The organism is Streptomyces sp. NPDC048507, assembly GCF_043199995.1.
Classification (GTDB): Bacteria; Actinomycetota; Actinomycetes; order Streptomycetales; family Streptomycetaceae; genus Streptomyces.
In genome coordinates this window covers 101,774-127,739 of sequence record NZ_JBICWZ010000005.1, presented here as the reverse complement: position 1 = coordinate 127,739, position 25,966 = coordinate 101,774, and the positions used below count along the sequence as shown (strand labels likewise).

Here is a 25,966-nt window from a genome sequence, read left to right as displayed (position 1 = left end):
TCAGCCGCCCTTACGCGTACCAGTGCCCCCGCATCCGCGCCGGATGCGGGGGCACTGGCGATCGTGGGGGCGGGGGTCAGGCCCTGAAGCGGTGGCAGGTGTAGGCGAGGGTGCCCAGCAGCAGCCGGGCCTGCGGGGGCCCGCCGGCGCAGTCCAGCGCGGGGCCGCGCAGCCAGCCGGCCGGGCCCAGGCCCGCGTGGTCGCTGGGCGGAGCGGTCAGGAAGGAGCCGTGGCCCAGGGCGCGCAGGTCCAGATCGGCGTCGTCCCAGCCCATCCGGTACAGCAGCTGCGGCAGCCCGGCGGCCGCCCCCGGGGCGACGAAGAACTGCGCGCGGCCGTCCGGGGTCACCGTCACCGGGCCCAGCGGCAGCCCCATGCGTTCCATCCGGACCAGGGCGCGCCGGCCGGCCTCCTCGGACACCTCGATCACGTCGAAGGCGGGGCCCACGGGGAGCAGGATCGCCGCGCCCGGGTACTCGCCCCACACTTCGGCGACCTCGTCCAGGGTGGCGCCGCCGGGAACGGTGGGAGCGAAGTCGAGCGGATGCGCCCCCGGCGCGGGGCAGTTCGTATGACCGCAGGAGCAGTCGCGGCCCGGGGCCGCGGCCCGGGCGCCGGGGACCGCGGCCCAGCCCCACAGTCCCGTGTACTCCGCCACCGTCGTGCACTCCGAAGTCCGGCCGCGGCGCCGGACGCCGGAACGGAACTCCTTGGTGCCGCGGCTGCCGCCGATCGTGAAGCCCATGCCCATGCCCCCTCCAACGGGTCGGACGCGCCGGTGGTTACGACGTCGGCGGGACCGGTCGGCGGACGGGTGCGGTGCGCCCTCCACCGGGGCCGCCCGGCGCACTCCTCGCCGCGCGCGCCCCGTGCGCACTCCCGTCCAACCGTTCCGTTTCGCCTCGGTGTCAAGTGAATCGCGCCTGGCCGGTGGGGAGTTCATTCGAAGGGGTGGCGAATGGTGGCGTTTCCGGGATCGACCTCGCGGCAGGGGTGATCGTAGGATTACTTTCGGTGCACGAACCCGTAGGACGGACCCGGCCGTGGGTATGCCGGAGGCAATCTGTGAAGGACCTGTGAAGGTCCCCGGCGGCGCCACCCGCTCCGGTCAGGGTTCGTGGTGAAGAGGCGATGCAGGATGGGGGCGTTCCAGTGAGCGGCAGCGGCGCAAGCGGAACGAGTGGCGAGGCCGCCGACCGGAACGACCAGCTGACCTCGTGGTTCGTCCGCAGCGGCTGGTCCAAGGGCGAACTCGCCCGCCAGGTGAACCGTCGCGCCCGCCAGATGGGCGCCCACCACATCAGCACCGACACCTCCCGGGTGCGCCGCTGGCTCGACGGCGAGCAGCCCCGCGAACCGGTGCCCCGCATCCTCTCCGAGCTGTTCTCCGAGCGCTTCGGGTCCGTCGTCGCCATCGAGCAGCTCGGCCTGCGCACCGCCCACCAGACCCCCTCCGTCTCCGGGGTCGACCTGCCGTGGGCTGGCCCGCAGACGGTGGAGCTGCTCAGCGAGTTCTCCCGCAGCGACCTCATGCTGGCCCGCCGGGGCTTCCTCGGGACCTCCCTCGCCCTCTCCGCCGGCCCCGCCCTCATCGAGCCCATGCAGCGCTGGCTCGTCCCCGTCCCGGCCGCCGACCCGGGATCGCGGGAGGGGGGCGGTGCGGCGGGCGCCGCCGGACACCGGCCGCCCCGGCTCTCCGAACCGGAACTCGGCCTGCTGGAGGCCACCACCGTGATGTTCCGGCAGTGGGACGCCCAGTGCGGCGGCGGACTGCGCCGCAAGGCCGTCGTCGGGCAACTGCACGAGGTCACCGACCTGCTCCAGGAGAACCACCCGGCCCCGGTCATGAAGCGGCTCTTCAAGGTCGCCGCGGAGCTCTCCGAACTCGCCGGCTGGATGAGCTACGACATCGGCCTGCACCCGACCGCCCAGAAGTACTTCGTCCTCGCGCTGCACGCCGCGAAGGAGGGCGGCGACAAACCGCTCGGGTCGTACATCCTCTCCAGCATGAGCCGCCAGATGATCCACCTCGGACGGCCCGAGGACGCCCTGGAGCTCGTCCACCTCGCCCAGTACGGCAGCCGCGACTGCGCCGGACCGCGCACCCAGGCCATGCTGTACGCGATGGAGGCCCGCGCCTACGCCAACATGGGACAGCCCAGCCGCTGCAAGCGGGCCGTGCGCATGGCCGAGGACACCTTCTCCGACGTCGGCTTCGACGGCGAGCCCGAGCCCGACTGGATCCGCTTCTTCTCCGAGGCCGAGCTCAACGGCGAGAACTCCCACTCGTACCGCGACCTGGCCTACGTCGCCGGGCGCAGCCCCACCTACGCCTCGCTCGCCGAGCCGGTGATGCAGCGGGCCGTCGACCTCTTCTCCAAGGACGACGAGCACCAGCGCTCCTACGCCCTGAACCTCATCGGCATGGCCACCGTCCACCTCCTCCAGCGGGAACCCGAGCAGGCCACGCTCCTCGTGGACCAGGCCCTCGACGTGGCGCGAAAGGTGCGCTCCGAACGGGTGAACAACCGGCTCCGCAAGACCGTCGACAGCGCCGCCCGTGAATACGGCGACGTCGCCGAGGTGGTCCGCCTCACCGACCTGCTCGCCTCCCGGCTGCCCGAGGCCGCCGAGGCGGTCTAGGCGGTCCGCCCCTCCCGGGGGCTCCAGGAGCCTTCGAGTTCCGTTCATTGACGTGTAACACGCACGACCTCTTCGTCATCGCGGCGAAACACCCAGCGGCGCCGCCGGAAACCGGCCTGCGCGAACCTCAGGGCTCATAACCGGCCAGTCCCCAGGCCAGCCCCCCGGCCTACGCCTTGCGCCGCTCAGGTTTTCACGCTCGCCCGCACGCGAACGTACCGACGACGAGGAGACGCCGATGGCATCAGCCATCACGACCCTCGCGGCAGACGCCCCGACCCTGTCTGCCGCGAACACCGGGTTCATGCTCATCTGCTCCGCCCTGGTCATGCTGATGACCCCGGGACTCGCCTTCTTCTACGGAGGCATGGTCCGCGTCAAGAGCAGCCTCAACATGCTGATGATGAGCTTCATCAGCCTCGGGATCGTCACGATCCTGTGGGTCCTGTTCGGCTTCAGCCTCGCCTTCGGCACCGACTCCGGCTCCCTCATCGGCTGGAACTCCGACTACGTCGGCCTCAGCGGCATCGGGATCACCGAGCTGTGGGACGGCTACACGATCCCGGTCTACGTCTTCGCCGTCTTCCAGCTGATGTTCGCCGTCATCACCCCGGCCCTGATCAGCGGCGCCCTCGCCGACCGCGTGAAGTTCAGCGCCTGGGTGCTGTTCTCCGCCCTGTGGGTCACCGTCGTCTACTTCCCCGTCGCCCACTGGGTCTGGGGCGCCGGCGGCTGGCTCTTCGAGCTCGGCGTCATCGACTTCGCCGGCGGCACCGCCGTCCACATCAACGCGGGCGCCGCGGCGCTGGGCGTCATCCTCGTCATCGGCAAGCGCGTCGGCTTCAAGAAGGACCCGATGCGCCCGCACAGCCTGCCCCTCGTGATGCTCGGCGCCGGTCTGCTGTGGTTCGGCTGGTTCGGCTTCAACGCCGGATCCTGGCTCGGCAACGACGACGGCGTCGGCGCGGTCATGTTCGTCAACACCCAGGTCGCCACCGCCGCCGCCATGCTCGCCTGGCTCGGCTACGAGAAGCTCCGCCACGGCTCCTTCACCACCCTGGGCGCCGCCTCCGGCGCGGTCGCCGGTCTCGTCGCCATCACCCCCGCGGGCGGCTCCGTCAGCCCGCTCGGCGCGATCGCGGTCGGCGCCATCGCCGGAGTGCTCTGCGCCATGGCCGTCGGCCTGAAGTACCGCTTCGGCTACGACGACTCCCTCGACGTGGTCGGCGTCCACCTCGTCGGCGGCATCGCCGGCTCCCTGCTCGTCGGCCTCTTCGCCACCGGCGGGGTCCAGTCCGACGCGGCCGGCCTCTTCTACGGCGGCGGCCTGGCCCAGCTCGGCAAGCAGGCCGTCGGGGTGTTCTCGGTCCTCGCCTACTCCCTCGTCGTCTCCGCCGTCCTGGCCTTCCTCCTCGACAAGACCATCGGGATGCGGGTATCCGAGGACGTGGAGGTCTCCGGCATCGACCAGCACGAGCACGCCGAGACCGCCTACGACTTCAGCGGAGCGGGCGGCGGCATCTCCTCCCGGAGCACCACCGCCCCCGCCTCCGCCCCCGCAGCGAGCAAGAAGGTCGACGCATGAAGCTGATCACCGCGATCGTCAAGCCCTACAAGCTGGACGAGATCAAGGAAGCCCTCCACGCCTTCGGGGTCCAGGGACTGACCGTCTCCGAAGCCAGCGGCTACGGGCGCCAGCGCGGCCACACCGAGGTCTACCGGGGCGCCGAGTACACCGTCGACCTCGTACCGAAGATCCGCATCGAGGTGCTCGTCGACGACGCCGACGCCGAGGAACTGATCTCCGTCATCGTGAGCGCCGCCAGCACCGGCAAGATCGGCGACGGCAAGGTGTGGAGCGTCCCCGTGGACTCGGTCGTCCGGGTCCGCACCGGCGAGCGCGGCGCCGACGCGCTCTAGGTGACGGGAGCCCCCGGGTGACGAGCCTCGAAGACACCACCGACGGCACGGCCGGCCCGGGCCGCCCGGACGGTCCGGGACCCGGCGGCTACGCCGCGGCCCGGCTGCGGCTCCTCCAGGAGGAGACGCGGTCCGGGCCCGCCCGGCGTTCCGCCCTGTCCACACTCTCCGACCGGTGGCTGAACGCCCTGTTCACCACCGCGGCCCGGGACGCCGGCGTACGGGGCGCCGCCCTCGTCGCCGTCGGCGGCTACGGGCGCGGGGAGCTCTCCCCGCGCAGCGACCTCGATCTGCTGCTGCTCCACGACGGCAAGGCCCGGCCCGCCGCGCTGAGCGCCCTCGCCGACCGCCTCTGGTACCCCGTCTGGGACCTCGGGCTGTCCCTGGACCACTCCGTGCGGACCCCGGCCGAGGCCCGCAAGACCGCCGCCGAGGACCTCAAGGCCCACCTCGGACTGCTGGACGCGCGGCTCGTCGCCGGGGACGCCGGGCTCCTCGCCGGGGTGCGCACCTCGGTCCTGGCCGACTGGCGCAACCAGGCGCTGCGGCGGCTCCCCGAACTGCACGCCCTGTGCCTGGAACGGGCCGAACGGGCCGGAGAGCTGCGCTTCCTGCTGGAACCCGACCTGAAGGAAGCCCGCGGCGGGCTGCGCGACGCCACCGCGCTGCGCGCCGTCGCCGCCTCCTGGCTGGCCGACGCCCCCCGCGAGGGACTCGCCGACGCCCGGCGGCGGCTGCTGGACGCGCGGGACGCGCTGCACCTGGTGACCGGCCGGGCCACCGACCGGCTCGCCCTCCAGGAGCAGCCCCAGGTCGCCGCCCGGCTGGGGCTGCTCGACGCGGACGCGCTGCTGCGCGAGGTGTACGAGGCCGCCCGGGTGATCTCCTACGCCGGCGACGTGACCTGGCGCGAGGTCGGCCGGGTCCTGCGGGCCCGCGCGGCCCGGCCCCGGCTGCGCGGACTGCTCGCCGCCCGGGGGGCGCCCGCCGCCCCGCGGGCGCCGCTCGCCGAGGGCGTGGTGGAGTCCGACGGCGAGGCCGTACTGGCACTCGCGGCCCGCCCGGACCGTGACCCCGTACTGCCCCTGCGCTTCGCCGCGGCCGCCGCCCAGGCGGGCCTGCCCGTCTCGCTGCACGCCGTACGCCGCCTCGCGGCCCAGGGCAGGCCGCTGCCCGTCCCCTGGCCGGCGGAGGCCCGGGAACAGCTCCTCACCCTGCTGGGCGCCGGGGAGCCCACGGTGGCCGTGTGGGAGGCGCTGGAGGCCGAGGGGCTGATCACCCGGCTGCTCCCCGACTGGGAACGGGTGCGCTGCCGGCCGCAGCGCAACCCGGTGCACACCTGGACCGTGGACCGCCACCTCATCGAGACGGCCGTACGGGCCTCCGCGCTGACCCGCCGGGTGGGCCGCCCCGACCTGCTGCTGATGGCGGCCCTGCTGCACGACATCGGCAAGGGCTGGCCCGGGGACCACTCGGTGGCCGGCGAGACCATCGCCCGGGACACGGCCGCCCGGCTCGGCTTCGGCCACGAGGACGCCGCCGTGCTGGCCACCCTCGTACGCCACCACCTGCTGCTGGTCGACACCGCGACCCGGCGCGACCTCGACGACCCCGCGACGGTCAAGGCCGTCGCCGAGGCCGTCGGCTCCACCGCCACCCTGGAGGTGCTGCACGCCCTCACCGAGGCCGACGCGCTCGCCACCGGGCCCGCGGCCTGGAGCACCTGGCGCGGCTCCCTCGTGGCCGACCTCGTCTCCCGGGTCGCCGCGCTGCTGAGCGGCGCCGCCCCCGCCCCCGCCGAGCCGGAGATCCCGAGCACCGCACAGGAACGCCTCGCCGTGGAGGCCCTGCGCACCGGGGAGCCGGTGCTCGCGCTGCACGCCCGCCGGGAGGAGGACGACGCGGTCGGGGCCGAACTCGTCGTCGCCGTCCCGGACCAGCCCGGGGTGCTCCCGGCGGCGGCCGGGGTCCTGGCACTGCACCGGCTGACCGTACGGGCGGCCGAGCTGCGCTTCCTGGAACTCCCCGACCGGCTGGGCGAGGCCCTGGTGCTGCGCTGGCGGGTGGCCGCCGAGTACGGGTCGCTGCCGCAGGCCGCCCAGCTGCGGACCGACCTGCTCCGGGCGCTGGACGGCTCGTTGGACGTCCCGGCGAAGCTGGCCGACCGCGAGGCGGCGTACCCCCGGCGGCGCGGGGTGGTCCCGCCGCCTCCCCGGGTCGCGGTGGTCCCGGACGTCTCCTCGCTGGCCACCGTCCTGGAGGTGCGGGCGCCCGACGCGGTGGGGCTGCTGCACCGGATCGGGCGCGCCCTGGAAGCCTGCGGGGTCCGGGTGCGCAGCGCCCACGTCTCGACGCTCGGCGCCAACGCCGTGGACACCCTCTACGTGGTCGACACCGACGGCAAACCCCTGCCCGCTCCCGACGCCGCCGCCCTGGCCGCGGCGGTGGCGGCGGCCCTGTCGTAGGCCCCGGCCCGCCTCCCGTACCCCCGTCCGGGGCCCTGGGAGGCGGCCGTGGGGGCCCGCGGGGGGCGGTGCCGGGCAGAAATGCGCCCGCAGGGCCGGGCAGGCGGCGTGGCCCGATACCCTGGGGGACGACCACCACGCCCCCGACCCGAGGAATCGCGACCACCGTGTTCGATACGCTTTCCGACCGCCTCAGCGCGACCTTCAAGTCCCTGCGGGGCAAAGGCCGCCTCTCCGAGCAGGACATCGACGCTGCGGCGCGGGAAATCCGTATCGCCCTCCTCGAGGCCGACGTCGCGCTTCCCGTCGTCCGCTCCTTCATCGCGAACGTCAAGGAAAGGGCCCGTGGCGAGGAGGTCAGCAAGGCGCTGAACCCCGGCCAGCAGGTCCTGAAGATCGTCAACGACGAGCTGGTCTCCATCCTCGGCGGCGAGACCCGCCGGCTGCGCTTCGCCAAGACCGCGCCCACCGTGATCATGCTGGCCGGCCTCCAGGGCGCCGGCAAGACCACGCTGGCCGGAAAGCTCGGCCTCTGGCTGAAGGGCCAGGGCCACTCCCCGCTGCTGGTCGCCTGTGACCTCCAGCGCCCCAACGCCGTCAACCAGCTGTCCGTGGTCGCCGAGCGCGCGGGCGTCGCGGTCTACGCGCCCCAGCCCGGCAACGGCGTCGGCGACCCGGTCCAGGTCGCGAAGGACTCGGTCGAGTACGCGCGCACCAAGCAGTACGACATCGTCGTCGTCGACACCGCCGGCCGCCTCGGCATCGACGCCGAGCTGATGCAGCAGGCCGCGGACATCCGCGACGCCGTCAGCCCGGACGAGATCCTCTTCGTCGTCGACGCCATGATCGGCCAGGACGCGGTCAACACCGCCGAGGCCTTCCGCGACGGCGTCGGCTTCGACGGCGTGGTGCTCTCCAAGCTCGACGGCGACGCCCGCGGCGGTGCCGCGCTGTCGATCGCGCACGTCACCGGCAAGCAGATCATGTTCGCCTCGAACGGCGAGAAGCTCGACGAGTTCGACGCCTTCCACCCCGACCGCATGGCGGGCCGGATCCTCGACATGGGTGACATGCTCACCCTGATCGAGCAGGCCGAGAAGACCTTCTCGCAGGCCGAGGCCGAGAAGATGGCGGCCAAGCTCGCCAAGGGTCCCAAGGAGTTCACGCTCGACGACTTCCTGGCCCAGATGGAGCAGGTCCGCAAGATGGGCTCCATCTCCAAGCTGCTCGGCATGCTCCCGGGCATGGGCCAGATCAAGGACCAGATCAACAACATCGACGAGCGCGACGTGGACCGCACCGCCGCGATCATCAAGTCGATGACCCCGGCCGAGCGGCACGACCCGCACATCATCAACGGCTCGCGCCGCGCCCGCATCGCCAAGGGTTCCGGCGTCGAGGTCAGCGCCGTCAAGAGCCTCGTCGAGCGGTTCTTCGAGGCCCGCAAGATGATGTCCCGCATGGCCCAGGGCGGCGGCATGCCCGGAATGCCGGGCATCCCGGGCATGGGCGGCGGTCCCGGCCGGCAGAAGAAGCAGATCAAGCAGGCCAAGGGCAAGCGCAAGAGCGGCAACCCGATGAAGCGCAAGGAAGAGGAGGCCGCGGCCGCGGCCCGGCGCGAGCAGGGTCCGCAGACGCCGGCCGAGCCCGCCGCCGGCGGCAACCCGTTCGGCCTCCCCGCGGGCGGCCAGGCCGGTCAGGACTTCGACCTGCCGGACGAGTTCAAGAAGTTCATGAAGTAGACCGGGCGGGCGTACCCGGTACGCGAAGAGGGCCCCGGCCGTGCACGCGCACGGCCGGGGCCCTCTCGTTCCTGCGGGGGCATGCGTCCTGTTTGTCGCCTATGGTCGGCCGGGAGGAGACGGCATAAGGAGGCCCCCGTGCCCAGCCCCACCCCCGTACCGCCGCGCGACCGGGCCGACACCCCCTGGCGCTCGGAAGGCGCCCCGCCCGCCCCGCCGCCCAAGAAGCGGATGCCCGGCGGCTGGCGCGGACTGGTCCTCGCCGCCCTGATCGTCTACCTGATCGCCAACGTGGTGCTGTCGTTCTTCAACGAGGGCGACGAGCCGGTCATCTCGTACACGGAGTTCAGCAAGCAGGTCGCCGCCGGCAACGTGGAGAAGATCTACTCCAAGGGCGACGCGATCCAGGGCGAACTCAAGGGCAAGCAGCCCGTCCCCGGCGGGAAGGGCGACTACACCAAGTTCGTCACCCAGCGCCCCGCCTTCGCGGACGACCAGCTCTGGGCCAACCTCACCCAGCACCAGGTCACCGTGACGGCCTCACCGGTCGTCGAACAGCGCAGCTTCCTCGCCAATCTGCTGCTCTCGCTCGCCCCCATGCTGCTCCTGGTCGTCCTGTGGGTGTTCATCGCCCGCCGGATGAGCGCGGGGATGGGCGGCGGCATGGGCGGCCTCGGCCGCAAGACCCCGCCCAAACCGGTCGAACTGGCCGGGACCGAGCGCACCACCTTCGAGGACGTGGCGGGCATCGACGAGGTCGAGGGCGAGCTCAACGACGTCGTCGACTTCCTCAAGAACCCCGAGCAGTACCGCCGGATGGGCGCCCGGATGCCGCGCGGGGTCCTGCTCGCCGGGCCGCCCGGAACCGGCAAGACCCTGCTGGCGCGCGCCGTGGCCGGAGAGGCCGGGGTGCCCTTCTTCTCGGCGTCCGCCTCCGAGTTCATCGAGATGATCGTCGGCGTCGGCGCCTCCCGGGTGCGCGAGCTCTTCTCCGAGGCCCGCAAGGTGGCCCCCGCGATCATCTTCATCGACGAGATCGACACCATCGGCCGGGCCCGGGGCGCGGGCGCCGGCATGGGCGGCCACGACGAACGCGAACAGACCCTCAACCAGATCCTCACCGAGATGGACGGCTTCTCCGGCTCCGAGGGCGTGATCGTGCTGGCCGCCACCAACCGGGCCGACGTCCTGGACCCGGCGCTGACCCGGCCCGGCCGCTTCGACCGCACGGTCGTCGTCTCGCCGCCCGACCGCGCCGGGCGCGCGGCCATCCTGCGCATCCACACCCGCGACATCCCGCTCGCCCCGGACGTGGACCTGGACCAGGTCGCCCGCACCACCCCGGGCATGACCGGCGCCGAACTGGCCAACCTCGCCAACGAGGCCGCCCTCCTCGCCGTCAAGCGCGGCCGCGCGCAGGTCGGCCCGGCGGACCTGTCCGACGCCCTGGAGAAGGTGCAGCTGGGGGCGGAGCGGTCGCTGGTGATGCCCGAGGACGAGCGCCGCCGTACAGCCTACCACGAGAGCGGCCACGCCCTGCTGGGCATGCTCAGGCCCGGCGCCGACCCCGTACGCAAGATCACCATCGTCCCCCGCGGCCGGGCCCTCGGCGTCACCCTCTCGGCCCCGGACGCCGACCGGTACGCGTACACCGAGGACTACCTCCGCGGCCGCATCATCGGCGCGCTGGGCGGCATGGCCGCCGAGCAGGTGGTCTACGAGGTCATCACCACCGGCTCGGAGAGCGACCTGGAACAGGTCACCGGCCTCGCCCGCGGCATGGCCGGCCGCTGGGGGATGAGCGAACGCGTGGGCCGGCTGACCGCGATCCCCTCCGACGGGCAGAGCCCGTACGGCCTGTCCGCCGCCCCCGCCACCCTCGACGCGGTGGACCACGAGATGCGGCGCATCGTCGACGACTGCTACGAGGAGGCCTGCCGCGTCCTGCGCGAGCACCGCCCGCAGCTCGACGCCCTGGCCGAGGCCCTGCTCGCCAACGAGACCCTGGACGAGAAGGCGGCGTACGCGGCGGCCGGGATCACCCGCCTGGAGAAGTAGCGCCGGGGGGCCCGGACCGCCCGGCGGCGCACACCGCCCGGCGGGCCCGCGCCGCCCGGCCTACCGCACGCGGGCGACGACGTAGCGGAAGATGTTCGGCAGCCAGACGGCGCCGTCGGTCCGCTCGTACGGGTGAAGCGCCTCGGACAGCTCCTTCTCCGCCAGCGCGGGATCGGCCGCCGCGTCGTAGAGCCCCGTCGACAGCAGCCCCCGTACCGCGCTGTCCGCGTCCGCGTACCCGAACGGGCAGAACACCCGGCCCGAGCCGTCCGGCAGCAGCCCGGCCCCGGCCGCCAGCGCGTCCAGGTCCCGGGCCACCGGGCCGCCGCCCAGCACCGAGGGGACCGTGCAGCGCTCCGCCGGACCCCAGTCCGCCAGCACCACCGCTCCGCCCCGCCGGACCGCGGGCAGCGCCTCCGCCAGGGCGGCGGCGCCGGGCGAGAGGGCCAGCAGTACGTCGTAGGGCCGCGCGGCGGGCACCGGGGGAGCGGCCACCACCTCCAGCAGCCGTTCGCGGGCCAGCGCCCGCCGGGCCGGGTCCGCCTCCACTCCCGTGGCGGCGGCGCCCCGGCCGGCGGCCAGCAGCAGCGGCAGACCGGCCCCGCAGCCGAGGCCCAGCAGCCGGTCGCCCGGCCCGACCTCCAGCCGGTCGTAGACCGCCTCGTACAGCGGTACCAGCATCCGTTCCTGGATCTCCGCCCAGTCCCGGGCGACGAGCGTCGCCGTCGGCGTCGGTGTCATCGAAAGAGCGCTCCTGATTCCTTTGTCGCCCCCTGGCCCCCGTTGCCAGAGAACTCCCCATTGGCCCCCGCGTCCAGAGGAGTGCGCCACCCGATTCACGCTCGGTGCGCCCGGCGCCGTACCATTCGCGCCATGGCAAAGGCACCCGTTCTCACCCCCCAGGCGGAGGATTTCCCCCGCTGGTACCAGGATCTGATCAACAAGGCCGAGCTGGCCGACAACGGTCCGGTACGCGGCACCATGGTCATCCGACCGTACGGCTACGGGCTGTGGGAGCGGATGCAGCAGGAGATGGACGCGCGCATCAAGGACGCGGGCGCCCAGAACGCGTACTTCCCGCTGTTCATCCCGCAGTCGTACCTGACGAAGGAAGCCGAACACGTCGAGGGCTTCGCCCCCGAGCTCGCGGTCGTCACGCACGGCGGCGGCAAGGAGCTGGACGAGCCCGTCGTCGTCCGGCCCACCTCCGAGACGATCATCAACGACTACTTCTCCAAGTGGGTCCAGAGCTACCGGGACCTGCCCCTGCTGATCAACCAGTGGGCCAACGTGGTCCGCTGGGAGATGCGCCCGCGCGTGTTCCTCCGTACGAGCGAGTTCCTCTGGCAGGAGGGCCACACCGCCCACGCCACGTACGAGGACGCCCGCGACTACGCCGCCCGCATCCACACGGACGTCTACGGCGACTTCATGACGAACGTGCTCGGCATCGACGTCGTGCTCGGCCGCAAGACCGCCAAGGAGCGCTTCGCCGGCGCCATCAACACCCTCACCCTCGAGGGCATGATGGGCGACGGCAAGGCCCTCCAGCTGGGCACCAGCCACGAGCTCGGCACCAACTTCGCCAAGGCCTTCAACACGCAGTACCTGTCGAAGGAGGGCAAGCAGGAGCTCGTCTGGCAGACCTCGTGGGGCGTCTCGACCCGCATGGTCGGCGGCCTGATCATGTCCCACGGCGACGACAACGGCCTGCGCGTCCCGCCGCGGCTCGCGCACGTCCAGGTCGTGGTCATGGCGATCAAGGGCGACGAGGCCGTGGCGAAGGTCCGCGAGCTCGGCGCGCAGCTGAAGGCCGCGGGCCTGCGCGTCCAGGTCGACGACCGCGTCGACACCCCCTTCGGCCGCCGCGCCGTGGACTGGGAGCTCAAGGGCGTACCGGTCCGCATCGAGATCGGCCCCCGCGACCTGGAGGCCGGCACCGCGATGCTGGCCCGGCGGATCCCCGGCGGCAAGGAGGCCGTGCAGATCTCCGCGCTGGCCGACCTGCTGCCCAAGGTCCTCGACGAGGACCAGGCGCAGCTGCTGCGCGAGTCCCGCGAGCGCCGCGAGGCCCGCACCTCGGACGTGGCGACCATCGAGGAGGCGGCGGAGGCCGCCATCGCCGGTGGCTGGGCGCGCATCCCGTGGGCCGACCTGGGCCCCGAGGGCGAGGCCAAGCTGGCCGAGCAGGCCGTCTCGGTACGCTGCCTCGTCGCGGCGGACGGGTCGGTTCCGGAGTCGGACGACGCCCCCGGTACCCTCGCCATCGTCGCGCGCTCGTACTGACGCACCCCACGCCCCCAGCGCGCGGCTCAGGCCGCGCTCCGGGGGCGTGGCCGTCATTGGTACTCCTTACGTACCGACTCCTCCTGAGATCGGCGCACCCGTCCTCGTCAGGACGCATCAGACTGAACTGACTGGTACGTGCAAAAAATTTGGAATGGCCCGGAATCGGAACACCGGGGCACCTCGGCTCGTTGTCACGACGTGAGCACGACACCACCTGTTCTCGCCGCAGAGCTGGCGCAGGCGTGGGCCGATATTCAGCGGTACCACCCCGAGCTGCCTGACCTTGCCGCGCCCGAGTCCCTGATCGGAGAGTCCTCGTCCGCCTGTGGCGCCGAGCTCTCCTTCGAGCGACTGCTGCACGAGGCAGTCCACGGCATCGCCGCCGCCCGCGGAGTCCGTGACACCTCGCGAGCCGGCCGCTACCACAACCGCAGATTCCTCGCGATCGCCGAGGAGATGGGGCTGGACCACTCCGAGGAGCCGCACGCCAGCAGCGGGTTCTCCCTGGTCTCCCTCAACCCCGAGGCGAAGAAGCGCTACCGCCCCACCATGGAGCGGCTCCAGCGCGCCCTGAAGGCGCACACGGCCGCCACGGCCGCCGACACCAAGCGCAGCTTCCGCGGTCCGGCCGCCCGGCACGGATCCTCGGGCGGCGGCGTACGGGTCAAAGCGGTGTGCGACTGCGGGCGCAACGTGCGGGTGGTCCCGTCCGTACTGGCCCAGGCGCCGATCGTGTGCGGCGGCTGCATGAAGCCGTTCCGCATCCCGGAGGTCGCCACCGCGGCGGCCTCCTGACCCCGGCTGGGCGTGCCGCGGGCGTATGGCACAATGGACAGCTGTACTCGACAGTCGCATAGGACCCCTCTCTCCTCCGGCTGACGCGTCCATCGGGCACCCGAGTACCGCAACCCCACGTGGCATCTCATGTGCCCAACCACGTCAAGTTCAGGAGACACCACTCCAGTGGCAGTCAAGATCAAGCTCAAGCGTCTCGGCAAGATTCGCCAGCCGCACTACCGCATCGTCGTCGCCGACGCCCGTACCCGTCGGGACGGTCGCGCGATCGAAGAGATCGGTATCTACCACCCGACGTACAACCCGTCGCGCATCGAGGTCAACGCCGAGCGTGCGCAGTACTGGCTGTCCGTGGGCGCCCAGCCCACCGAGGCCGTGCTCGCCATCCTGAAGCTGACCGGTGACTGGCAGGCGCACAAGGGCCTCCCGGCCCCCGCGCCGCTGCTGCAGCCGGAGACGAAGGAGAGCAAGCGTCGCTCCTTCGACGAGTTCGCCAAGGCCCTCGAGGGCATCGGCGAGACCAAGGGCGAGGCCATCACGCAGAAGGCGAAGAAGGCCGACAAGAAGGCGGACGAGGCTGAGGCCGCCGCCGAGTCGACCGAGGCCTGATCGTGCTCGAGGAGGCTCTTGAGCACCTCGTGAAGGGCATTGTGGACAACCCCGACGAAGTGCAGGTCGCCTCGCGCAACCTGCGCCGCGGACAGGTGCTCGAGGTCCGGGTCCACCCGGACGACCTCGGGAAGGTGATCGGCCGCAACGGCCGCACCGCGCGTGCGCTGCGTACCGTCGTGGGCGCCATCGGCGGCCGGGGGATCCGCGTCGACCTCGTCGACGTGGACCAGGTCCGCTGAGAAGTTGAAGTACCGGCACGGGCCGGGGAGGGCGTTCTTCGCCTTCCCCGGCCCGAGTCGTTTCCGCCCCTGAGGGCGCCGCGCGCCGCCGCGCGGAGCGCCGCCGGGCGATCACGGGCAGAGCGGCCCCTGACTGAGAAACCACAACGGAGACACACAGTGCAGCTGGTAGTCGCGCGGATCGGCCGCGCCCACGGGATCAAGGGTGAGGTCACCGTCGAGGTGCGCACCGACGAGCCGGAGCTGCGGCTCGGGCCCGGTGCCGTACTGGAGACCGAGCCGGCGTCGGCGGGTCCGCTGACCATCGAGACGGGACGGGTGCACAGCGGCCGGCTGCTGCTCCGCTTCGCGGGGGTCAAGGACCGCACCGGGGCCGAGGCACTGCGCAACATCCTGCTGATCGCCGAGGTCGACCCCGCGGAGCTCCCCGCCGAGCCCGACGAGTACTACGACCACCAGCTGATGGACCTCGACGTGGTGCTGGAGGACGGTACGGAGGTCGGCCGGATCACCGAGATCTCCCACCTGCCCTCGCAGGACCTCTTCATCGTCGAACGGCCGGACGGCACCGAGGTCATGATCCCCTTCGTGGAGGAGATCGTCGCCGAGATCGACCTGGAGGAGCAGCGGTGCGTCATCACGCCGCCGCCCGGGCTGATCGACGACCGTGCGGAGGTCGCCTCCGCGCGGGAGGCGGAGGAACACACCGACGGCGAGGCCGAGGGCAAGACCGAGGGCAAGACCGAGGGCAAGACCGAGGGCAAGACCGAGGGTGAGGTCGGGGCCTGATGCGGCTGGACGTCGTCACGATCTTCCCGGAGTACCTGGAGCCGCTCAACGTCTCGCTCGTCGGCAAGGCGCGGGCGCGCGGCCAGCTCGACGTACACGTGCACGACCTGCGGGAGTGGACGTACGACCGGCACAACACGGTCGACGACACCCCGTACGGCGGCGGTCCCGGGATGGTCATGAAGACCGGCCCCTGGGGCGAGGCCCTGGACTCGGCGCTGGCCGACGGGTACGAGGCGGGCGCCCGCGGCCCCGTGCTGGTCGTTCCGACGCCCAGCGGCCGTCCCTTCACCCAGGAACTGGCCGTCGAGCTCTCCGAGCGCCCGTGGCTGATCTTCACCCCGGCCCGCTACGAGGGCATCGACCGCCGGGTCATGGACGAGTACGCCACCCGGATGCCGGTCTACGAGGTCTCCATCGGGGACTACGTGCTCGCGGGCGGCGAGGCCGCCGTCCTGGTGGTCACCGAGGCCGTGGCCCGGCTGCTGCCCGGGGTCCTCGGCAACGCCGAATCGCACCGCGACGACTCGTTCGCGCCCGGCGAGATGGCCAACCTGCTCGAAGGCCCCGTTTACACCAAGCCCCCGGAGTGGCGCGGACGCGGCATCCCCGAGGTGCTGATCAGCGGCCACCACGGGAAGATCGCCCGCTGGCGCCGGGACGAGGCCTTCCGGCGCACCGCGCGCAACCGTCCCGACCTGATCGAACGCTGCGAGGCCGCCGCCTTCGACAAGAAGGACCGCGAAATCCTCAGCATCCTGGGCTGGAGGCCCAGCGACGACGGGCGATTTTGGCGCAGGCCCCGGGCCGTGGAAGAATAGGCGGCTGCTGTGTGCTCGCGTGCGCCCCTGCCACAGGGGGACCGTCGCCCGCGACGTCCCACGGCTCCCGAATTCTCTACGGAAATCCGCACCGGCGACCTGTGGCGTCGTGCGAAGAAAGCAGACGAAGAACATGTCTCACCTGCTCGATGGCGTCAACGCCGCCTCCCTGCGCACGGACGTCCCGGCCTTCCGCCCCGGTGACACCATCAACGTGCACGTCCGCGTGATCGAGGGCAACCGCTCCCGTATCCAGCAGTTCAAGGGCGTTGTCATCCGTCGCCAGGGCTCTGGCGTCTCCGAGACCTTCACCGTTCGCAAGGTCTCCTTCAGCGTCGGCGTCGAGCGCACCTTCCCCGTGCACTCCCCGATCTTCGAGAAGATCGAGCTCGTCACCCGCGGTGACGTGCGTCGCGCCAAGCTGTACTTCCTCCGTGAGCTCCGCGGCAAGGCCGCGAAGATCAAGGAGAAGCGCGACCGCTGATCTCCTCTCCGGCTCCAGGGGACGGCCGGATAGGCTCGCCCCCGATGGACACCGAAGCAGAGCTCACACAGCGCGGCCACTCCTCCCCCGAACAGGGGGAGGGGCGGCCGCGTTCTGCGTTTTCCGGGTGGTGGGGAACCCCCCGGTCCCGGCGGCGGGCCGGCCTGCTCGGCGTGGCCTGCGCCGTGTTCCTGCTGCTCCTCTCCAACTTCGTGGTCCAGCCGTTCCTCATCCCCAGCCGCTCGATGGAGCCGACGCTGAAGGTCGGCGACCGGGTGCTGGTCAACAAGCTGGCGTACCGGTTCGGCGACCGGCCGCGGCGCGGCGACGTGGTCGTCTTCGACGGCACCGGCTCCTTCGTGCGCGAGCGCCCGGCGGGCAACCCCGTCGGCGAGGTCGTGCACGGGGCCTTCTCGGCGCTCGGGCTCGCCGAGCCCTCCGACACGGACTTCGTGAAGCGGGTCGTGGGCGTGGGCGGGGACGACGTGGTGTGCTGCGACGCGGGCGGCCGGCTCAAGGTCAACGGAGTAACGGTGGACGAGCCCTACCTGTACCCCGGGGACGCGCCCTCGACGGTGCCCTTCCGGATCGTCGTCCCGCTCGGAACCCTGTGGGTGATGGGCGATCACCGCTCCCAGTCCCGGGACTCGCGCGACCACCTGGGGGAGCCGGGCGGGGGGATGGTGCCGGTGGACAAGGTGATCGGACGGGCCGACTGGCTCGGCTGGCCGGTGACGCGGTGGGGGTCGGTGCCCGGCAACGGCGCCCAGGCCTGGTCGCGGGTCGGAGGCGGGTCGCATGGGTAGCAGGGGCCGGCCGAGAGGCGGCCGGGACGACCGGGACGGCAGGGACGAGGTGCCCGGACCGCAGTTCCAGCGGCCTCCGTCGCCGTCGCCGTCGCCGTCTTCGTCGCCGGCGCGCGAGCCGCTGCCGCGTGGACCCCTTCCGCCGCGGCGGGGCGGTCCGGCGGGCGGCGGCCCGCTGTGGAGCGAGCCGGAACAGGGCGCGGCCGGGCGGCGGGTCCCCGAAGCGGAGCAGCCGCTGTGGCGCGGACCGGAGCCGGAAGCGGAACGGCCGGAGGTGCAACGGCCGGGACGGTACGCGGCCGATGCCGATGTGGGTGCCGACGCCGATGCCGGTGCGGGTGTCGGTCGCGGTGCCGAGGCTCCCGCGGCGGCGCCCGGCGGGCCCGTGGAGCCGGCGCCGGAGCCCGGTGGACGGGCCGAGCGGCGCAGGCTGGCCCGCCGGGTCCGGCGGCGCAGGCGCACCCGGCGGGCGGGCGAGCTGCCGCTGCTCGTGGTGGTCGCGCTGTGCATAGCCCTGCTGCTCAAGACCTTCCTGGTGCAGGCCTTCTTCATCCCTTCCGGGTCGATGGAGCAGACGATCCGCATCGGTGACCGGGTACTGGTCGACAAGCTCACCCCGTGGTTCGGCTCCAAGGTCGAGCGGGGCGACGTCGTGGTGTTCAAGGACCCCGGAGGCTGGCTCAAGGGCGAGGCCGCCCGGCCGGCCCAGGACCCGGCGGGGATCAAGCAGGTCAAGCAGGCCCTGACCTTCATCGGCCTGCTCCCGTCCGCCGACGAGCAGGATCTGATCAAGCGGACCATCGGCGTCGGCGGGGACACCGTGAAGTGCTGTGACGCGCAGGGACGGGTCACCGTCAACGGCGCGCCCCTCGATGAGCCGTACGTGTCACCGGGCAACGCCCCCTCGGAGATCCGCTTCGAGGTGCACGTACCGGCGGGACGGCTCTTCGTGATGGGCGACCACCGGGCGAACTCCGCCGACTCCCGCTACCACCTCGACGAGGCCTTCGAGGGCACCATCGACGAGAACGGTGTGGTGGGGCGGGCGGTGGTGATCGCCTGGCCCTTCGGCCACTGGCGCGAGCTGGAGCAGCCGGCCACCTTCCTCTCGGTGCCGGATCCGGCGCGAACCGGTCGGCGGCGCGGGCGCCTTGGGCGTCGGCGGGGCACGGCGTTCGCATAGTGTGTCCTCGGTCTCCCGCGCCTTAGGGAACTCCCGCTCGTTAAGGGAGGGGAGGGCCCGTCGACCGATCCGGCGCGGGACGCGAATTCCGAATGAGGAGTGGATGTGGGGGATGTGGCGGTAGGCGCCCGGTCCGGACGCGATGAGGGCGAGGAGCGGCCGGACGACGCCGTAGGGCGCGAGACCGGGGCCGAGGACGACGGCGCGGCCGAGCGCCCTCAGCGCTCGTTCTGGAAGGAGCTCCCGCTCCTCATCGGTATCGCCCTGCTGCTGGCCCTGCTGATCAAGACCTTCCTGGTCCAGGCGTTCTCGATCCCCTCCGACTCGATGCAGAACACCCTCCAGCGCGGGGACCGGGTGCTGGTGGACAAGCTGACCCCGTGGTTCGGATCGGAACCCGAGCGCGGTGAGGTCGTCGTCTTCCACGACCCGGCGAGCTGGCTGGCCGGAGAGCCCACCCCGGAGCCCAACATCGCGCAGAAGGCCCTCAGCTGGATCGGCCTGATGCCGTCCGCCGAGGAGAAGGACCTGATCAAGCGGACCATCGCCATCGGCGGGGACACCGTGGAGTGCAAGAAGGGGGGACCGGTCGTCGTCAACGGCAAGGAGCTGGACGAGCCGTACATCTACCCCGGCAACACCCCGTGCGACGACGCTCCCTTCGGGCCGATCACCGTGCCCAAGGGCAAGATCTGGGTGATGGGCGACCACCGCCAGAACTCCCAGGACTCCCGCTACCACATGCAGGACTCCACGCAGGGCTTCGTGCCGGTCGACAAGGTCGTCGGGCGGGCCGTCGTCGTCGCCTGGCCGGTCACCCGGTGGGCCACGCTCCCGGTCCCGGACACCTTCGACCAGCCCGGCATCAACCACCAGGCCGCGGCGACCGCCCTCGGTCTGGGCGCCTCCGGTCTCGCACCGGTCGGCCTCGGCCCGGCCGCGCTGGGCGTGGCGGGCGCCGTTCCGGTCGTGCTGTGGCGCAGGCGGAGGCTGACCAACGGGCGTACCGCCCGGTAGGGTGCCGCCCAGGTCGACGATCTCCGAGGCGGGGGCGCTGCAATGGGCGGAACACAGGCAATACGCGGGACCACCGGTGGCCGCGGCGGCCTCGGCAACGTGCTGTCGGGCATCGTCGTGGCCATCGGTTTCGTGCTGTTCCTGGGCGGTTTCGCCTGGGGCGCGCTGATCTACCAGCCGTACACGGTGCCGACCGACTCGATGGTGCCCACCGTGCGGCCGAACGACCGGGTGCTGGCGCAGCGGATCGACGGCGACGAGGTGCGCCGCGGTGACGTGGTCGTCTTCATCGACGCGCAGTGGGGCGCCTCGCCCATGGTCAAGCGGGTCGTCGCCGTGGGCGGGGACACCGTCCGCTGCTGTGGTCAGGGCGGCCGGCTGAGCGTGAACGGCAAGGAGCTCGACGAGCCCTACCTCGACCACGCGGGCAGTGAGGCCGCGGCGATCGGGACCGGTGGCGCCCCGTTCGAGGTGAAGGTGCCCGACGACAACCTCTTCCTCATGGGCGACCACCGCGTGGCCTCGCTCGACTCCCGCGCTCACCTCCAGGAGGCGGGCCAGGGCACCGTGCCCCGGTCGGCGGTGTCGGCCCGGGTCGACGCGCTGGCATGGCCGTCCATGAAGATGCTGGACCGCCCGGAGACCTTCGCCTCCCTGCCCGGCGGGATCTCCGGACCCGGGCCGCTGCGGCTCCAGCTGGCCGCGGTCGTGGGCGGTGCGGCCCTGGTGCTGCTGGGGGCGGCCTACGGGCCCCTCGTACGGATCCTGGGGCGCGGGCGGCGGCGGGAGTCCTCCGGTGCCCGCTGACCCCGGCGCCGGGGGCCCGGCTCCCGGCGCGCCGGGGCCGCCGCGGCCGGCGGGCCGGGATCCGCGGAAGGTGTCGCGGGTGATCCTGCTGGACCCGGCGGACCGGATCCTGCTCCTGCACGGCTTCGAACCGGCCGATCCGGCCGACGACTGGTGGTTCACGCCGGGCGGCGGCCTGGAGGGCGACGAGACGCGCGAGCAGGCGGCCCTGCGGGAACTCGCGGAGGAGACGGGGATCACAGAGGTCGAGCTGGGGCCGGTGCTGTGGCACAGGTACTGCTCCTTCCCCTTCGACGGGCGGCGCTGGGAGCAGGACGAGTGGTACTTCCTCGCCCGTACCGACCGGACCGATACCCGGATGGACGGCCTCACGGAACTCGAGCGGCGCAGCGTCACGGGAGCCAGGTGGTGGACCTCCGGGGAACTGCTGGCGGCCCGTGAGACGGTGTACCCGACCAGACTCGCCGGGCTGCTGCGCACGCTGCTCGTCGACGGTCCTCCGGGTGCTCCGGTGGTCCTGCCCCCGGAAATCGTTTAGGGGCGCACGGCGCTGGCGCACAATAGGGGGACGCACGGCTGAAGGGGAACATGCCATGAGCGCCGAGGACCTCGAGAAGTACGAGACCGAGATGGAGCTGAAGCTCTATCGGGAGTACCGCGACGTCGTCGGGCTGTTCAAGTACGTGATCGAGACGGAACGTCGTTTCTACCTGACGAACGACTACGAGATGCAGGTGCACTCGGTCCAGGGGGAGGTCTTCTTCGAGGTCTCGATGGCGGACGCCTGGGTCTGGGACATGTACCGGCCGGCCCGCTTCGTCAAGCAGGTCCGGGTACTGACCTTCAAGGACGTGAACATCGAGGAGCTCAACAAGAGCGACCTCGAACTTCCCGGCGCCTGACCGGCCGCCCGCGCCCGGCGCCGGACCACCCGCTCACCCTGGAGGGTGAGCGGGTTTTCCACATCACCGGAGTTGTCCACCAAGATCCACTCGTGGGGCGCTCCCGCGGGACCCTCGGCACGGAGGTGGTGCCGGATGAACGCGAAGGGCGTGGCACAGCAGGCATTGGGGCGGTACGGCGAGGACCTCGCCGCGCGGCGGCTGACCGAGTCGGGGATGACGGTGATCGCCAGGAACTGGCGCTGCCGAGCCGGGGAGATCGACATCGTCGCGCGGGAGGGGGACGCCCTCGTCGTGTGCGAGGTCAAGACGCGCCGGGCGGGCGGCTTCGAACACCCCATGGCGGCCGTCCGGGCCGCCAAGGCCGACCGGCTGCGCAGGCTCGCCGGGCGCTGGCTCGCCGACCACGGGGGACCACCCGCCGGAGGCGTGCGGATCGACCTCGTCGCGGTGCTGCTGCCACGGCGCGGCGCGCCCCGGGTGGAGCACGTCAGGGGGGTGGCGTGATGGGGTTCGCGCGGGCCTGCTCGGTGGCCCTGGTGGGCGTCGAGGGCGTACTGGTGGAGGTCCAGGCCGACCTGGAACCGGGGGTCGCGGCCTTCACCCTGGTGGGGCTGCCCGACAAGACCCTGATCGAGAGCCGCGACCGGGTGCGGGCCGCCGTGGTCAATTCCGGCGCCCAGTGGCCGCAGAAGAAGCTCACGGTCGGGCTCAGCCCGGCGTCCGTGCCGAAGTCCGGGGCGCATTTCGACCTCGCCGTCGCGGCGGCCGTACTGGGCGCCGCCGAAGTGCTCGATCCGGGAGCCATCGCCGACCTGGTGCTCATCGGGGAGCTCGGCCTCGACGGCCGGGTCCGGCCGGTGCGCGGGATCCTGCCCGCGGTGCTCGCCGCCGCCGAGGCCGGGTACCGGCAGGTGGTGGTGCCCGAGCAGTGCGCGGGCGAGGCCGGCCTGGTCCCCGAGGTGTCCGTCCTCGGCGTCCGCAGCCTGCGGCAGCTGATCGCGGTCCTGACCGACGGGGCGGTGCCCGAGGAGGAACCGGTCCCGGCGGGGCGTCCCGACCCGATGCTCGCGGGGCTGGTGGTGCCGGGCGCCGGGCTGGGCACGGGCCTGGCCCGGGCCGGCGCGGAGGCCGCCGAGGTCCCCGACCTCGGCGACGTGGCCGGCCAGCACCGGGCCCGGCGCGCCCTGGAGGTGGCCGCCGCCGGCGGTCACCACCTCTTCCTCAGCGGGCCCCCGGGCGCGGGCAAGACCATGCTGGCCGAGCGGCTGCCGTGGATCCTGCCGCCCCTCACCCGACAGGACTCCCTGGAGGTGACGGCCGTCCACTCCGTCGCGGGAATCCTGCCGCCCGGCGAACCGCTGGTCGCCAGGCCCCCGTACTGCGCCCCGCACCACTCCGCCACCATGCAGTCGCTGGTCGGCGGCGGGGCCGGGATCCCCAGGCCCGGGGCGGTCTCCCTGGCCCACCGCGGGGTGCTCTTCCTGGACGAGGCCGCGGAGTTCGCCGGCAAGGCGCTGGACGCCCTGCGGCAGCCCCTCGAAGCGGGACACGTGGTCATCGCCCGGGCCGCCGGGGTGGTACGGCTGCCGGCCCGCTTCCTGATGGTCCTCGCCGCGAACCCCTGCCCCTGCGGCCGGCACAGCCTGCTGGGGGCGGGGTGCGAATGTCCCCCCTCCGTGGTCCGGCGCTACCAGGCCCGGCTGTCGGGGCCGCTGCTCGACCGGGTCGACCTCCGCGTGGACGTCGAGCCGGTCACCCGCTCCGACCTGCTGGGCCGGGGCGGCCGGGGCGAGTCCACCACCGCCGTCGCGGCCCGGGTCCGCGAGGCCCGGGAGCGGGCCGCCGCCCGGCTGGCGCAGACCCCGTGGCGGCTCAACTCCGAGGTTCCGGGGCACGAGCTGCGCACCCGCTGGCCGGCCGGCGCCGGGGCGATGGCCCAGGCGGAGCGGGACATGGAGCGCGGACTGCTCACCGCGCGGGGGCTGGACCGGGTGCTGCGGGTCGCCTGGACCGTGGCCGACCTGCGGGGGCGCGAGCGGCCCGACACGCTGGACGTGGCCGTCGCGCTGGAGCTGCGCACCGGGATCGCCCGCGGGGCCGTCCTGGCGGCGTCGGCGGAGGCGGGGCCGTGAGCGCCGCCGGCGGGGCGCCGGAGCCGGGGCCGGAGGTGCTCGCCCGGGCGGCGCTGACCCGGGTGCTGGAACCGGGGGACGAGCACGGCGGGCGCTGGCTGCGCGAGTTCGGCGCCGCCCGGCTGATGGGCCTGCTGACCGGCCCCGAGGCGCGGTGCGGGGCGCTGACCGGGGCCGGTCCCGAGCGGCTCGCCGGGTACCGCAGACGGGCCGCCGTCGCGCAGCCCCGGCGGGACCTGGCGCAGGCGGCCGGGGCGGGCTGCCGGTTCGTCTGCCCCGGGTCGGCGCAGTGGCCGACCCAGCTGGACGACCTCGGGGACGCCCGGCCCGTCGGGCTGTGGCTGCGGGGCGGGCCGGACCTGCGGACCTGGGCCCTGCGCTCGGTCGCCGTGGTCGGAGCCCGCGCGTGCACCCCGTACGGGTCCCACATGGCGCAGACCCTCGCCGCCGGACTCGCCGAGCGCGGCTGGGTGGTGGTCTCCGGCGCCGCCTACGGGATCGACGGCGCCGCGCACCGGGGCGCCCTCGCCGCGGGCGGCGCCACCGCCGCGGTGCTGGCCTGCGGGGTGGACGTCGGCTACCCGCGCGGCCACGCCGGGCTGCTCGGCAGGATCGCCCGTCAGGGGCTGGTGCTGGGGGAACTGCCGCCCGGCGCTCACCCCACCCCGAGCCGGTTCGTGCTGCGCAACCGGGTCATCGCAGCCCTCACCCGGGGAACCGTGGTGGTGGAGGCGGCGCTGCGCAGCGGCTCCCTGGTCACCGCCCGCCGGGCGCTGCGGCTGGGCCGCCCCACCATGGGCGTCCCCGGGCCCGCCACCAGCGGCCTCTCGGCAGGGGTCCACGAACTGCTGCGCGGCGGGGCGGAGCTCGTCACCGACGCCGACGAGATCATCGAACTCGTCGGCGACATGGGCGAGCTGGCGCCCGCGCGGCGCGGCCCCGTCCTCGCCCGGGACCTGCTGGCCCCGGCCGCCGCACGGGTGCTCGAAGCCCTCCCCGCGGGCCGGGCCGCGAAACCGGAGGAGATCTCGCTCGCCGCGGGCACCGGCACCGATGAAGTCATCGGCAGACTGTACGAACTTCACTCTCTGGGGTTCGTCGAACGGCAGGGCGACGGCTGGCGGTTGGCCCCGCGCGCGCCGGGAGAGGGGGCGCAATCCGGAGCCGACCGGCGAGGCGGTCGTTGACCTGGGGCGTTCCGGTGAAAGAGTGACGGCGATGAGAGACGCGGTCTTCCCGGTGGCAGCCGCCGGGACCGAGCGCCAGGCGCCGGTCCCGGGCCGCCCGCGCGAGTCCGGACGCCGCCCGGCCCCCGGGTCATCCCGTACTCTTCGCGCACCGCGACACTTCCGTCACGCTACGCTCCCAACGAATCCGGCTCCGGCAAAGGCGAAGCATGCCCCAGCACACCTCAGGGTCCGACCGCGCTGCGGTGCCCCCCGCTGCCCGTGGCAGCGTGCGGTCCACCGCGCCCTCGTCCCTGGAGCTGCTCTGGCGCTCATACAAGGGCTCGGGTGACGAACGCCTGCGGGAGCAGCTGATCCTGCACTACTCGCCGCTGGTGAAGTACGTGGCGGGCCGGGTCAGCGTCGGCCTGCCGCCCAACGTCGAGCAGGCCGACTTCGTCTCCTCCGGCGTGTTCGGACTCATCGACGCGATCGAGAAGTTCGACATCGAACGCTCCATCAAGTTCGAGACGTACGCGATCACCCGCATCCGCGGCGCGATGATCGACGAACTGCGGGCCCTGGACTGGATCCCGCGCTCGGTGCGGCAGAAGGCGCGGGCGGTGGAGCGCGCCTACGCCACGCTGGAGGCCCAGCTGCGTCGGACCCCCACCGAGAGCGAGGTCGCGGGCGAGATGGGGATCGGGGTGGAGGAACTCCACACGGTCTTCAGCCAGTTGTCCCTCGCCAACGTGGTCGCCCTCGAAGAGCTGCTGCACGTCGGCGGGGAGGGCGGCGACCGGCTGTCCCTGATGGACACCCTGGAGGACCACGCCGCCGACAACCCGGTGGAGGTGGCCGAGGACCGCGAGCTGCGCCGGCTGCTCGCCCGGGCCATCAACACGCTCCCCGAGCGGGAGAAGACGGTGGTCACCCTCTACTACTACGAGGGGCTCACCCTCGCCGAGATCGGCAACGTGCTGGGCGTCACGGAGAGCCGGGTCAGCCAGATCCACACCAAGTCGGTGCTCCAGCTGCGGGCCAAGCTCGCCGACGTCGGCCGCTGACCCGGCGGGCGGGGCCGCGCCCGGGG

The 25,966-nt window shown here is 73.1% G+C and carries 25 protein-coding genes; 23 read left to right on the top strand and 2 right to left on the bottom strand.

The window, feature by feature from the left end; genetic code table 11:
• Nucleotides 1-76: 76 nt before the first annotated feature.
• Nucleotides 77-745, bottom strand: a complete 669-nt coding sequence (locus ACGFXC_RS16565; RefSeq protein ID WP_393713350.1) for a bifunctional DNA primase/polymerase — start codon at nucleotides 743-745, stop codon at nucleotides 77-79.
• A gap of 407 nt (nucleotides 746-1,152) precedes the next feature.
• Here ACGFXC_RS16565 and ACGFXC_RS16560 point away from each other — a divergent pair, with 407 nt between their 5' ends.
• From ACGFXC_RS16560 to ftsH, 6 genes are all read left to right on the top strand, one after another.
• Nucleotides 1,153-2,643 (top strand): hypothetical protein, encoded by a 1,491-nt coding sequence (locus ACGFXC_RS16560; protein ID WP_393713348.1) that lies wholly within the window; start codon nucleotides 1,153-1,155, stop codon nucleotides 2,641-2,643.
• Nucleotides 2,644-2,881: 238 nt separating this feature from the next.
• The gene (locus ACGFXC_RS16555) at nucleotides 2,882-4,228 is read left to right on the top strand and encodes an ammonium transporter (protein ID WP_393713346.1); all 1,347 of its coding nucleotides are present in this window, start codon (nucleotides 2,882-2,884) and stop codon (nucleotides 4,226-4,228) included.
• Nucleotides 4,225-4,563 carry a P-II family nitrogen regulator gene (locus ACGFXC_RS16550; protein WP_393713344.1) on the top strand — a complete coding sequence of 113 codons (339 nt, stop codon included), beginning with the start codon at nucleotides 4,225-4,227 and terminating at the stop codon, nucleotides 4,561-4,563. The genes ACGFXC_RS16555 and ACGFXC_RS16550 overlap by 4 nt, the downstream gene beginning before the upstream one ends.
• Before the next feature lie 17 nt (nucleotides 4,564-4,580).
• Nucleotides 4,581-7,028: a [protein-PII] uridylyltransferase gene (locus ACGFXC_RS16545; protein ID WP_393713342.1), complete on the top strand. Its 2,448-nt coding sequence runs from the start codon at nucleotides 4,581-4,583 to the stop codon at nucleotides 7,026-7,028.
• 167 nt (nucleotides 7,029-7,195) lie between these two features.
• Complete coding sequence (gene ffh / locus ACGFXC_RS16540; protein ID WP_393713340.1) at nucleotides 7,196-8,770, top strand: signal recognition particle protein; 1,575 nt, start codon at nucleotides 7,196-7,198, stop codon at nucleotides 8,768-8,770.
• 231 nt (nucleotides 8,771-9,001) lie between these two features.
• The gene (ftsH, locus tag ACGFXC_RS16535; RefSeq protein WP_393713787.1) at nucleotides 9,002-10,828 is read left to right on the top strand and encodes an ATP-dependent zinc metalloprotease FtsH; all 1,827 of its coding nucleotides are present in this window, start codon (nucleotides 9,002-9,004) and stop codon (nucleotides 10,826-10,828) included.
• Nucleotides 10,829-10,888: 60 nt separating this feature from the next.
• Here the strand turns inward: ftsH and ACGFXC_RS16530 are convergent, their stop codons facing one another.
• Nucleotides 10,889-11,569 carry a methyltransferase type 11 gene (locus ACGFXC_RS16530; RefSeq protein ID WP_393713339.1) on the bottom strand — a complete coding sequence of 227 codons (681 nt, stop codon included), beginning with the start codon at nucleotides 11,567-11,569 and terminating at the stop codon, nucleotides 10,889-10,891.
• 132 nt (nucleotides 11,570-11,701) lie between these two features.
• Here ACGFXC_RS16530 and proS point away from each other — a divergent pair, with 132 nt between their 5' ends.
• The 17 genes from proS (at nucleotide 11,702) to whiG (ending at nucleotide 25,940) form a co-directional block, all read left to right on the top strand.
• On the top strand, nucleotides 11,702-13,114 hold the full coding sequence (proS, locus tag ACGFXC_RS16525) for a proline--tRNA ligase (protein WP_393713338.1): 1,413 nt from the start codon (nucleotides 11,702-11,704) through the stop codon (nucleotides 13,112-13,114).
• 201 nt (nucleotides 13,115-13,315) lie between these two features.
• Nucleotides 13,316-13,912 carry a hypothetical protein gene (locus ACGFXC_RS16520; protein ID WP_351818228.1) on the top strand — a complete coding sequence of 199 codons (597 nt, stop codon included), beginning with the start codon at nucleotides 13,316-13,318 and terminating at the stop codon, nucleotides 13,910-13,912.
• 168 nt (nucleotides 13,913-14,080) lie between these two features.
• Nucleotides 14,081-14,521: a 30S ribosomal protein S16 gene (gene rpsP / locus ACGFXC_RS16515; RefSeq protein ID WP_030162461.1), complete on the top strand. Its 441-nt coding sequence runs from the start codon at nucleotides 14,081-14,083 to the stop codon at nucleotides 14,519-14,521.
• Nucleotides 14,522-14,523: 2 nt separating this feature from the next.
• The gene (locus ACGFXC_RS16510) at nucleotides 14,524-14,763 is read left to right on the top strand and encodes an RNA-binding protein (RefSeq protein WP_030011889.1); all 240 of its coding nucleotides are present in this window, start codon (nucleotides 14,524-14,526) and stop codon (nucleotides 14,761-14,763) included.
• Between the two features lie 159 nt (nucleotides 14,764-14,922).
• Nucleotides 14,923-15,552: a ribosome maturation factor RimM gene (rimM, locus tag ACGFXC_RS16505; RefSeq protein ID WP_393713337.1), complete on the top strand. Its 630-nt coding sequence runs from the start codon at nucleotides 14,923-14,925 to the stop codon at nucleotides 15,550-15,552.
• Nucleotides 15,552-16,373, top strand: coding sequence for a tRNA (guanosine(37)-N1)-methyltransferase TrmD (gene trmD / locus ACGFXC_RS16500; protein WP_393713335.1), 822 nt, complete (start codon nucleotides 15,552-15,554; stop codon nucleotides 16,371-16,373). The genes rimM and trmD overlap by 1 nt, the downstream gene beginning before the upstream one ends.
• A gap of 133 nt (nucleotides 16,374-16,506) precedes the next feature.
• The gene (gene rplS / locus ACGFXC_RS16495) at nucleotides 16,507-16,857 is read left to right on the top strand and encodes a 50S ribosomal protein L19 (protein WP_030227407.1); all 351 of its coding nucleotides are present in this window, start codon (nucleotides 16,507-16,509) and stop codon (nucleotides 16,855-16,857) included.
• 44 nt (nucleotides 16,858-16,901) lie between these two features.
• Nucleotides 16,902-17,663 carry a signal peptidase I gene (gene lepB, locus ACGFXC_RS16490; RefSeq protein WP_393713333.1) on the top strand — a complete coding sequence of 254 codons (762 nt, stop codon included), beginning with the start codon at nucleotides 16,902-16,904 and terminating at the stop codon, nucleotides 17,661-17,663.
• A gap of 385 nt (nucleotides 17,664-18,048) precedes the next feature.
• Nucleotides 18,049-18,846 (top strand): signal peptidase I, encoded by a 798-nt coding sequence (gene lepB / locus ACGFXC_RS16485; protein ID WP_393713331.1) that lies wholly within the window; start codon nucleotides 18,049-18,051, stop codon nucleotides 18,844-18,846.
• 114 nt (nucleotides 18,847-18,960) lie between these two features.
• On the top strand, nucleotides 18,961-19,863 hold the full coding sequence (lepB, locus tag ACGFXC_RS16480; RefSeq protein ID WP_393713329.1) for a signal peptidase I: 903 nt from the start codon (nucleotides 18,961-18,963) through the stop codon (nucleotides 19,861-19,863).
• 42 nt (nucleotides 19,864-19,905) lie between these two features.
• Nucleotides 19,906-20,670 carry a signal peptidase I gene (gene lepB, locus ACGFXC_RS16475; RefSeq protein WP_393713327.1) on the top strand — a complete coding sequence of 255 codons (765 nt, stop codon included), beginning with the start codon at nucleotides 19,906-19,908 and terminating at the stop codon, nucleotides 20,668-20,670.
• A gap of 70 nt (nucleotides 20,671-20,740) precedes the next feature.
• Entirely contained in the window at nucleotides 20,741-21,208 is a 468-nt protein-coding gene (locus ACGFXC_RS16470; protein ID WP_393713326.1) for an NUDIX hydrolase, read from the top strand.
• A 55-nt stretch (nucleotides 21,209-21,263) separates the two neighbouring features.
• A complete protein-coding gene (locus ACGFXC_RS16465; RefSeq protein ID WP_214947872.1) occupies nucleotides 21,264-21,572 on the top strand; it encodes a DUF2469 domain-containing protein in 309 nt (102 codons plus the stop codon).
• Nucleotides 21,573-21,707: 135 nt separating this feature from the next.
• Entirely contained in the window at nucleotides 21,708-22,079 is a 372-nt protein-coding gene (locus ACGFXC_RS16460; protein WP_393713325.1) for a YraN family protein, read from the top strand.
• Nucleotides 22,079-23,707, top strand: coding sequence for a YifB family Mg chelatase-like AAA ATPase (locus tag ACGFXC_RS16455; RefSeq protein WP_393713324.1), 1,629 nt, complete (start codon nucleotides 22,079-22,081; stop codon nucleotides 23,705-23,707). Before ACGFXC_RS16460 ends, ACGFXC_RS16455 begins: the two co-directional genes overlap by 1 nt.
• Nucleotides 23,704-24,894, top strand: a complete 1,191-nt coding sequence (gene dprA / locus ACGFXC_RS16450) for a DNA-processing protein DprA (protein WP_393713322.1) — start codon at nucleotides 23,704-23,706, stop codon at nucleotides 24,892-24,894. The genes ACGFXC_RS16455 and dprA overlap by 4 nt, the downstream gene beginning before the upstream one ends.
• A gap of 209 nt (nucleotides 24,895-25,103) precedes the next feature.
• On the top strand, nucleotides 25,104-25,940 hold the full coding sequence (whiG, locus tag ACGFXC_RS16445) for an RNA polymerase sigma factor WhiG (protein WP_393713321.1): 837 nt from the start codon (nucleotides 25,104-25,106) through the stop codon (nucleotides 25,938-25,940).
• The last annotated feature ends 26 nt before the right edge of the window (nucleotides 25,941-25,966 follow it).

Bases quoted from the DNA above. Each gene is read 5' to 3' on its own strand.
- lepB (WP_393713333.1), top strand. From the start codon at position 16,902: ATGGACACCGAAGCAGAGCTCACACAGCGCGGCCACTCCTCCCCCGAA.
- ACGFXC_RS16555 (WP_393713346.1), top strand. From the start codon at position 2,882: ATGGCATCAGCCATCACGACCCTCGCGGCAGACGCCCCGACCCTGTCT.
- ACGFXC_RS16460 (WP_393713325.1), top strand. From the start codon at position 21,708: ATGAACGCGAAGGGCGTGGCACAGCAGGCATTGGGGCGGTACGGCGAG.
- ACGFXC_RS16565 (WP_393713350.1), bottom strand. From the start codon at position 745: ATGGGCTTCACGATCGGCGGCAGCCGCGGCACCAAGGAGTTCCGTTCC.
- rplS (WP_030227407.1), top strand. From the start codon at position 16,507: ATGTCTCACCTGCTCGATGGCGTCAACGCCGCCTCCCTGCGCACGGAC.
- ACGFXC_RS16530 (WP_393713339.1), bottom strand. From the start codon at position 11,569: ATGACACCGACGCCGACGGCGACGCTCGTCGCCCGGGACTGGGCGGAG.
- lepB (WP_393713327.1), top strand. From the start codon at position 19,906: ATGGGCGGAACACAGGCAATACGCGGGACCACCGGTGGCCGCGGCGGC.
- ACGFXC_RS16465 (WP_214947872.1), top strand. From the start codon at position 21,264: ATGAGCGCCGAGGACCTCGAGAAGTACGAGACCGAGATGGAGCTGAAG.
- proS (WP_393713338.1), top strand. From the start codon at position 11,702: ATGGCAAAGGCACCCGTTCTCACCCCCCAGGCGGAGGATTTCCCCCGC.
- ACGFXC_RS16550 (WP_393713344.1), top strand. From the start codon at position 4,225: ATGAAGCTGATCACCGCGATCGTCAAGCCCTACAAGCTGGACGAGATC.
- ACGFXC_RS16455 (WP_393713324.1), top strand. From the start codon at position 22,079: ATGGGGTTCGCGCGGGCCTGCTCGGTGGCCCTGGTGGGCGTCGAGGGC.
- ftsH (WP_393713787.1), top strand. From the start codon at position 9,002: ATGCCCGGCGGCTGGCGCGGACTGGTCCTCGCCGCCCTGATCGTCTAC.
- trmD (WP_393713335.1), top strand. From the start codon at position 15,552: ATGCGGCTGGACGTCGTCACGATCTTCCCGGAGTACCTGGAGCCGCTC.
- whiG (WP_393713321.1), top strand. From the start codon at position 25,104: ATGCCCCAGCACACCTCAGGGTCCGACCGCGCTGCGGTGCCCCCCGCT.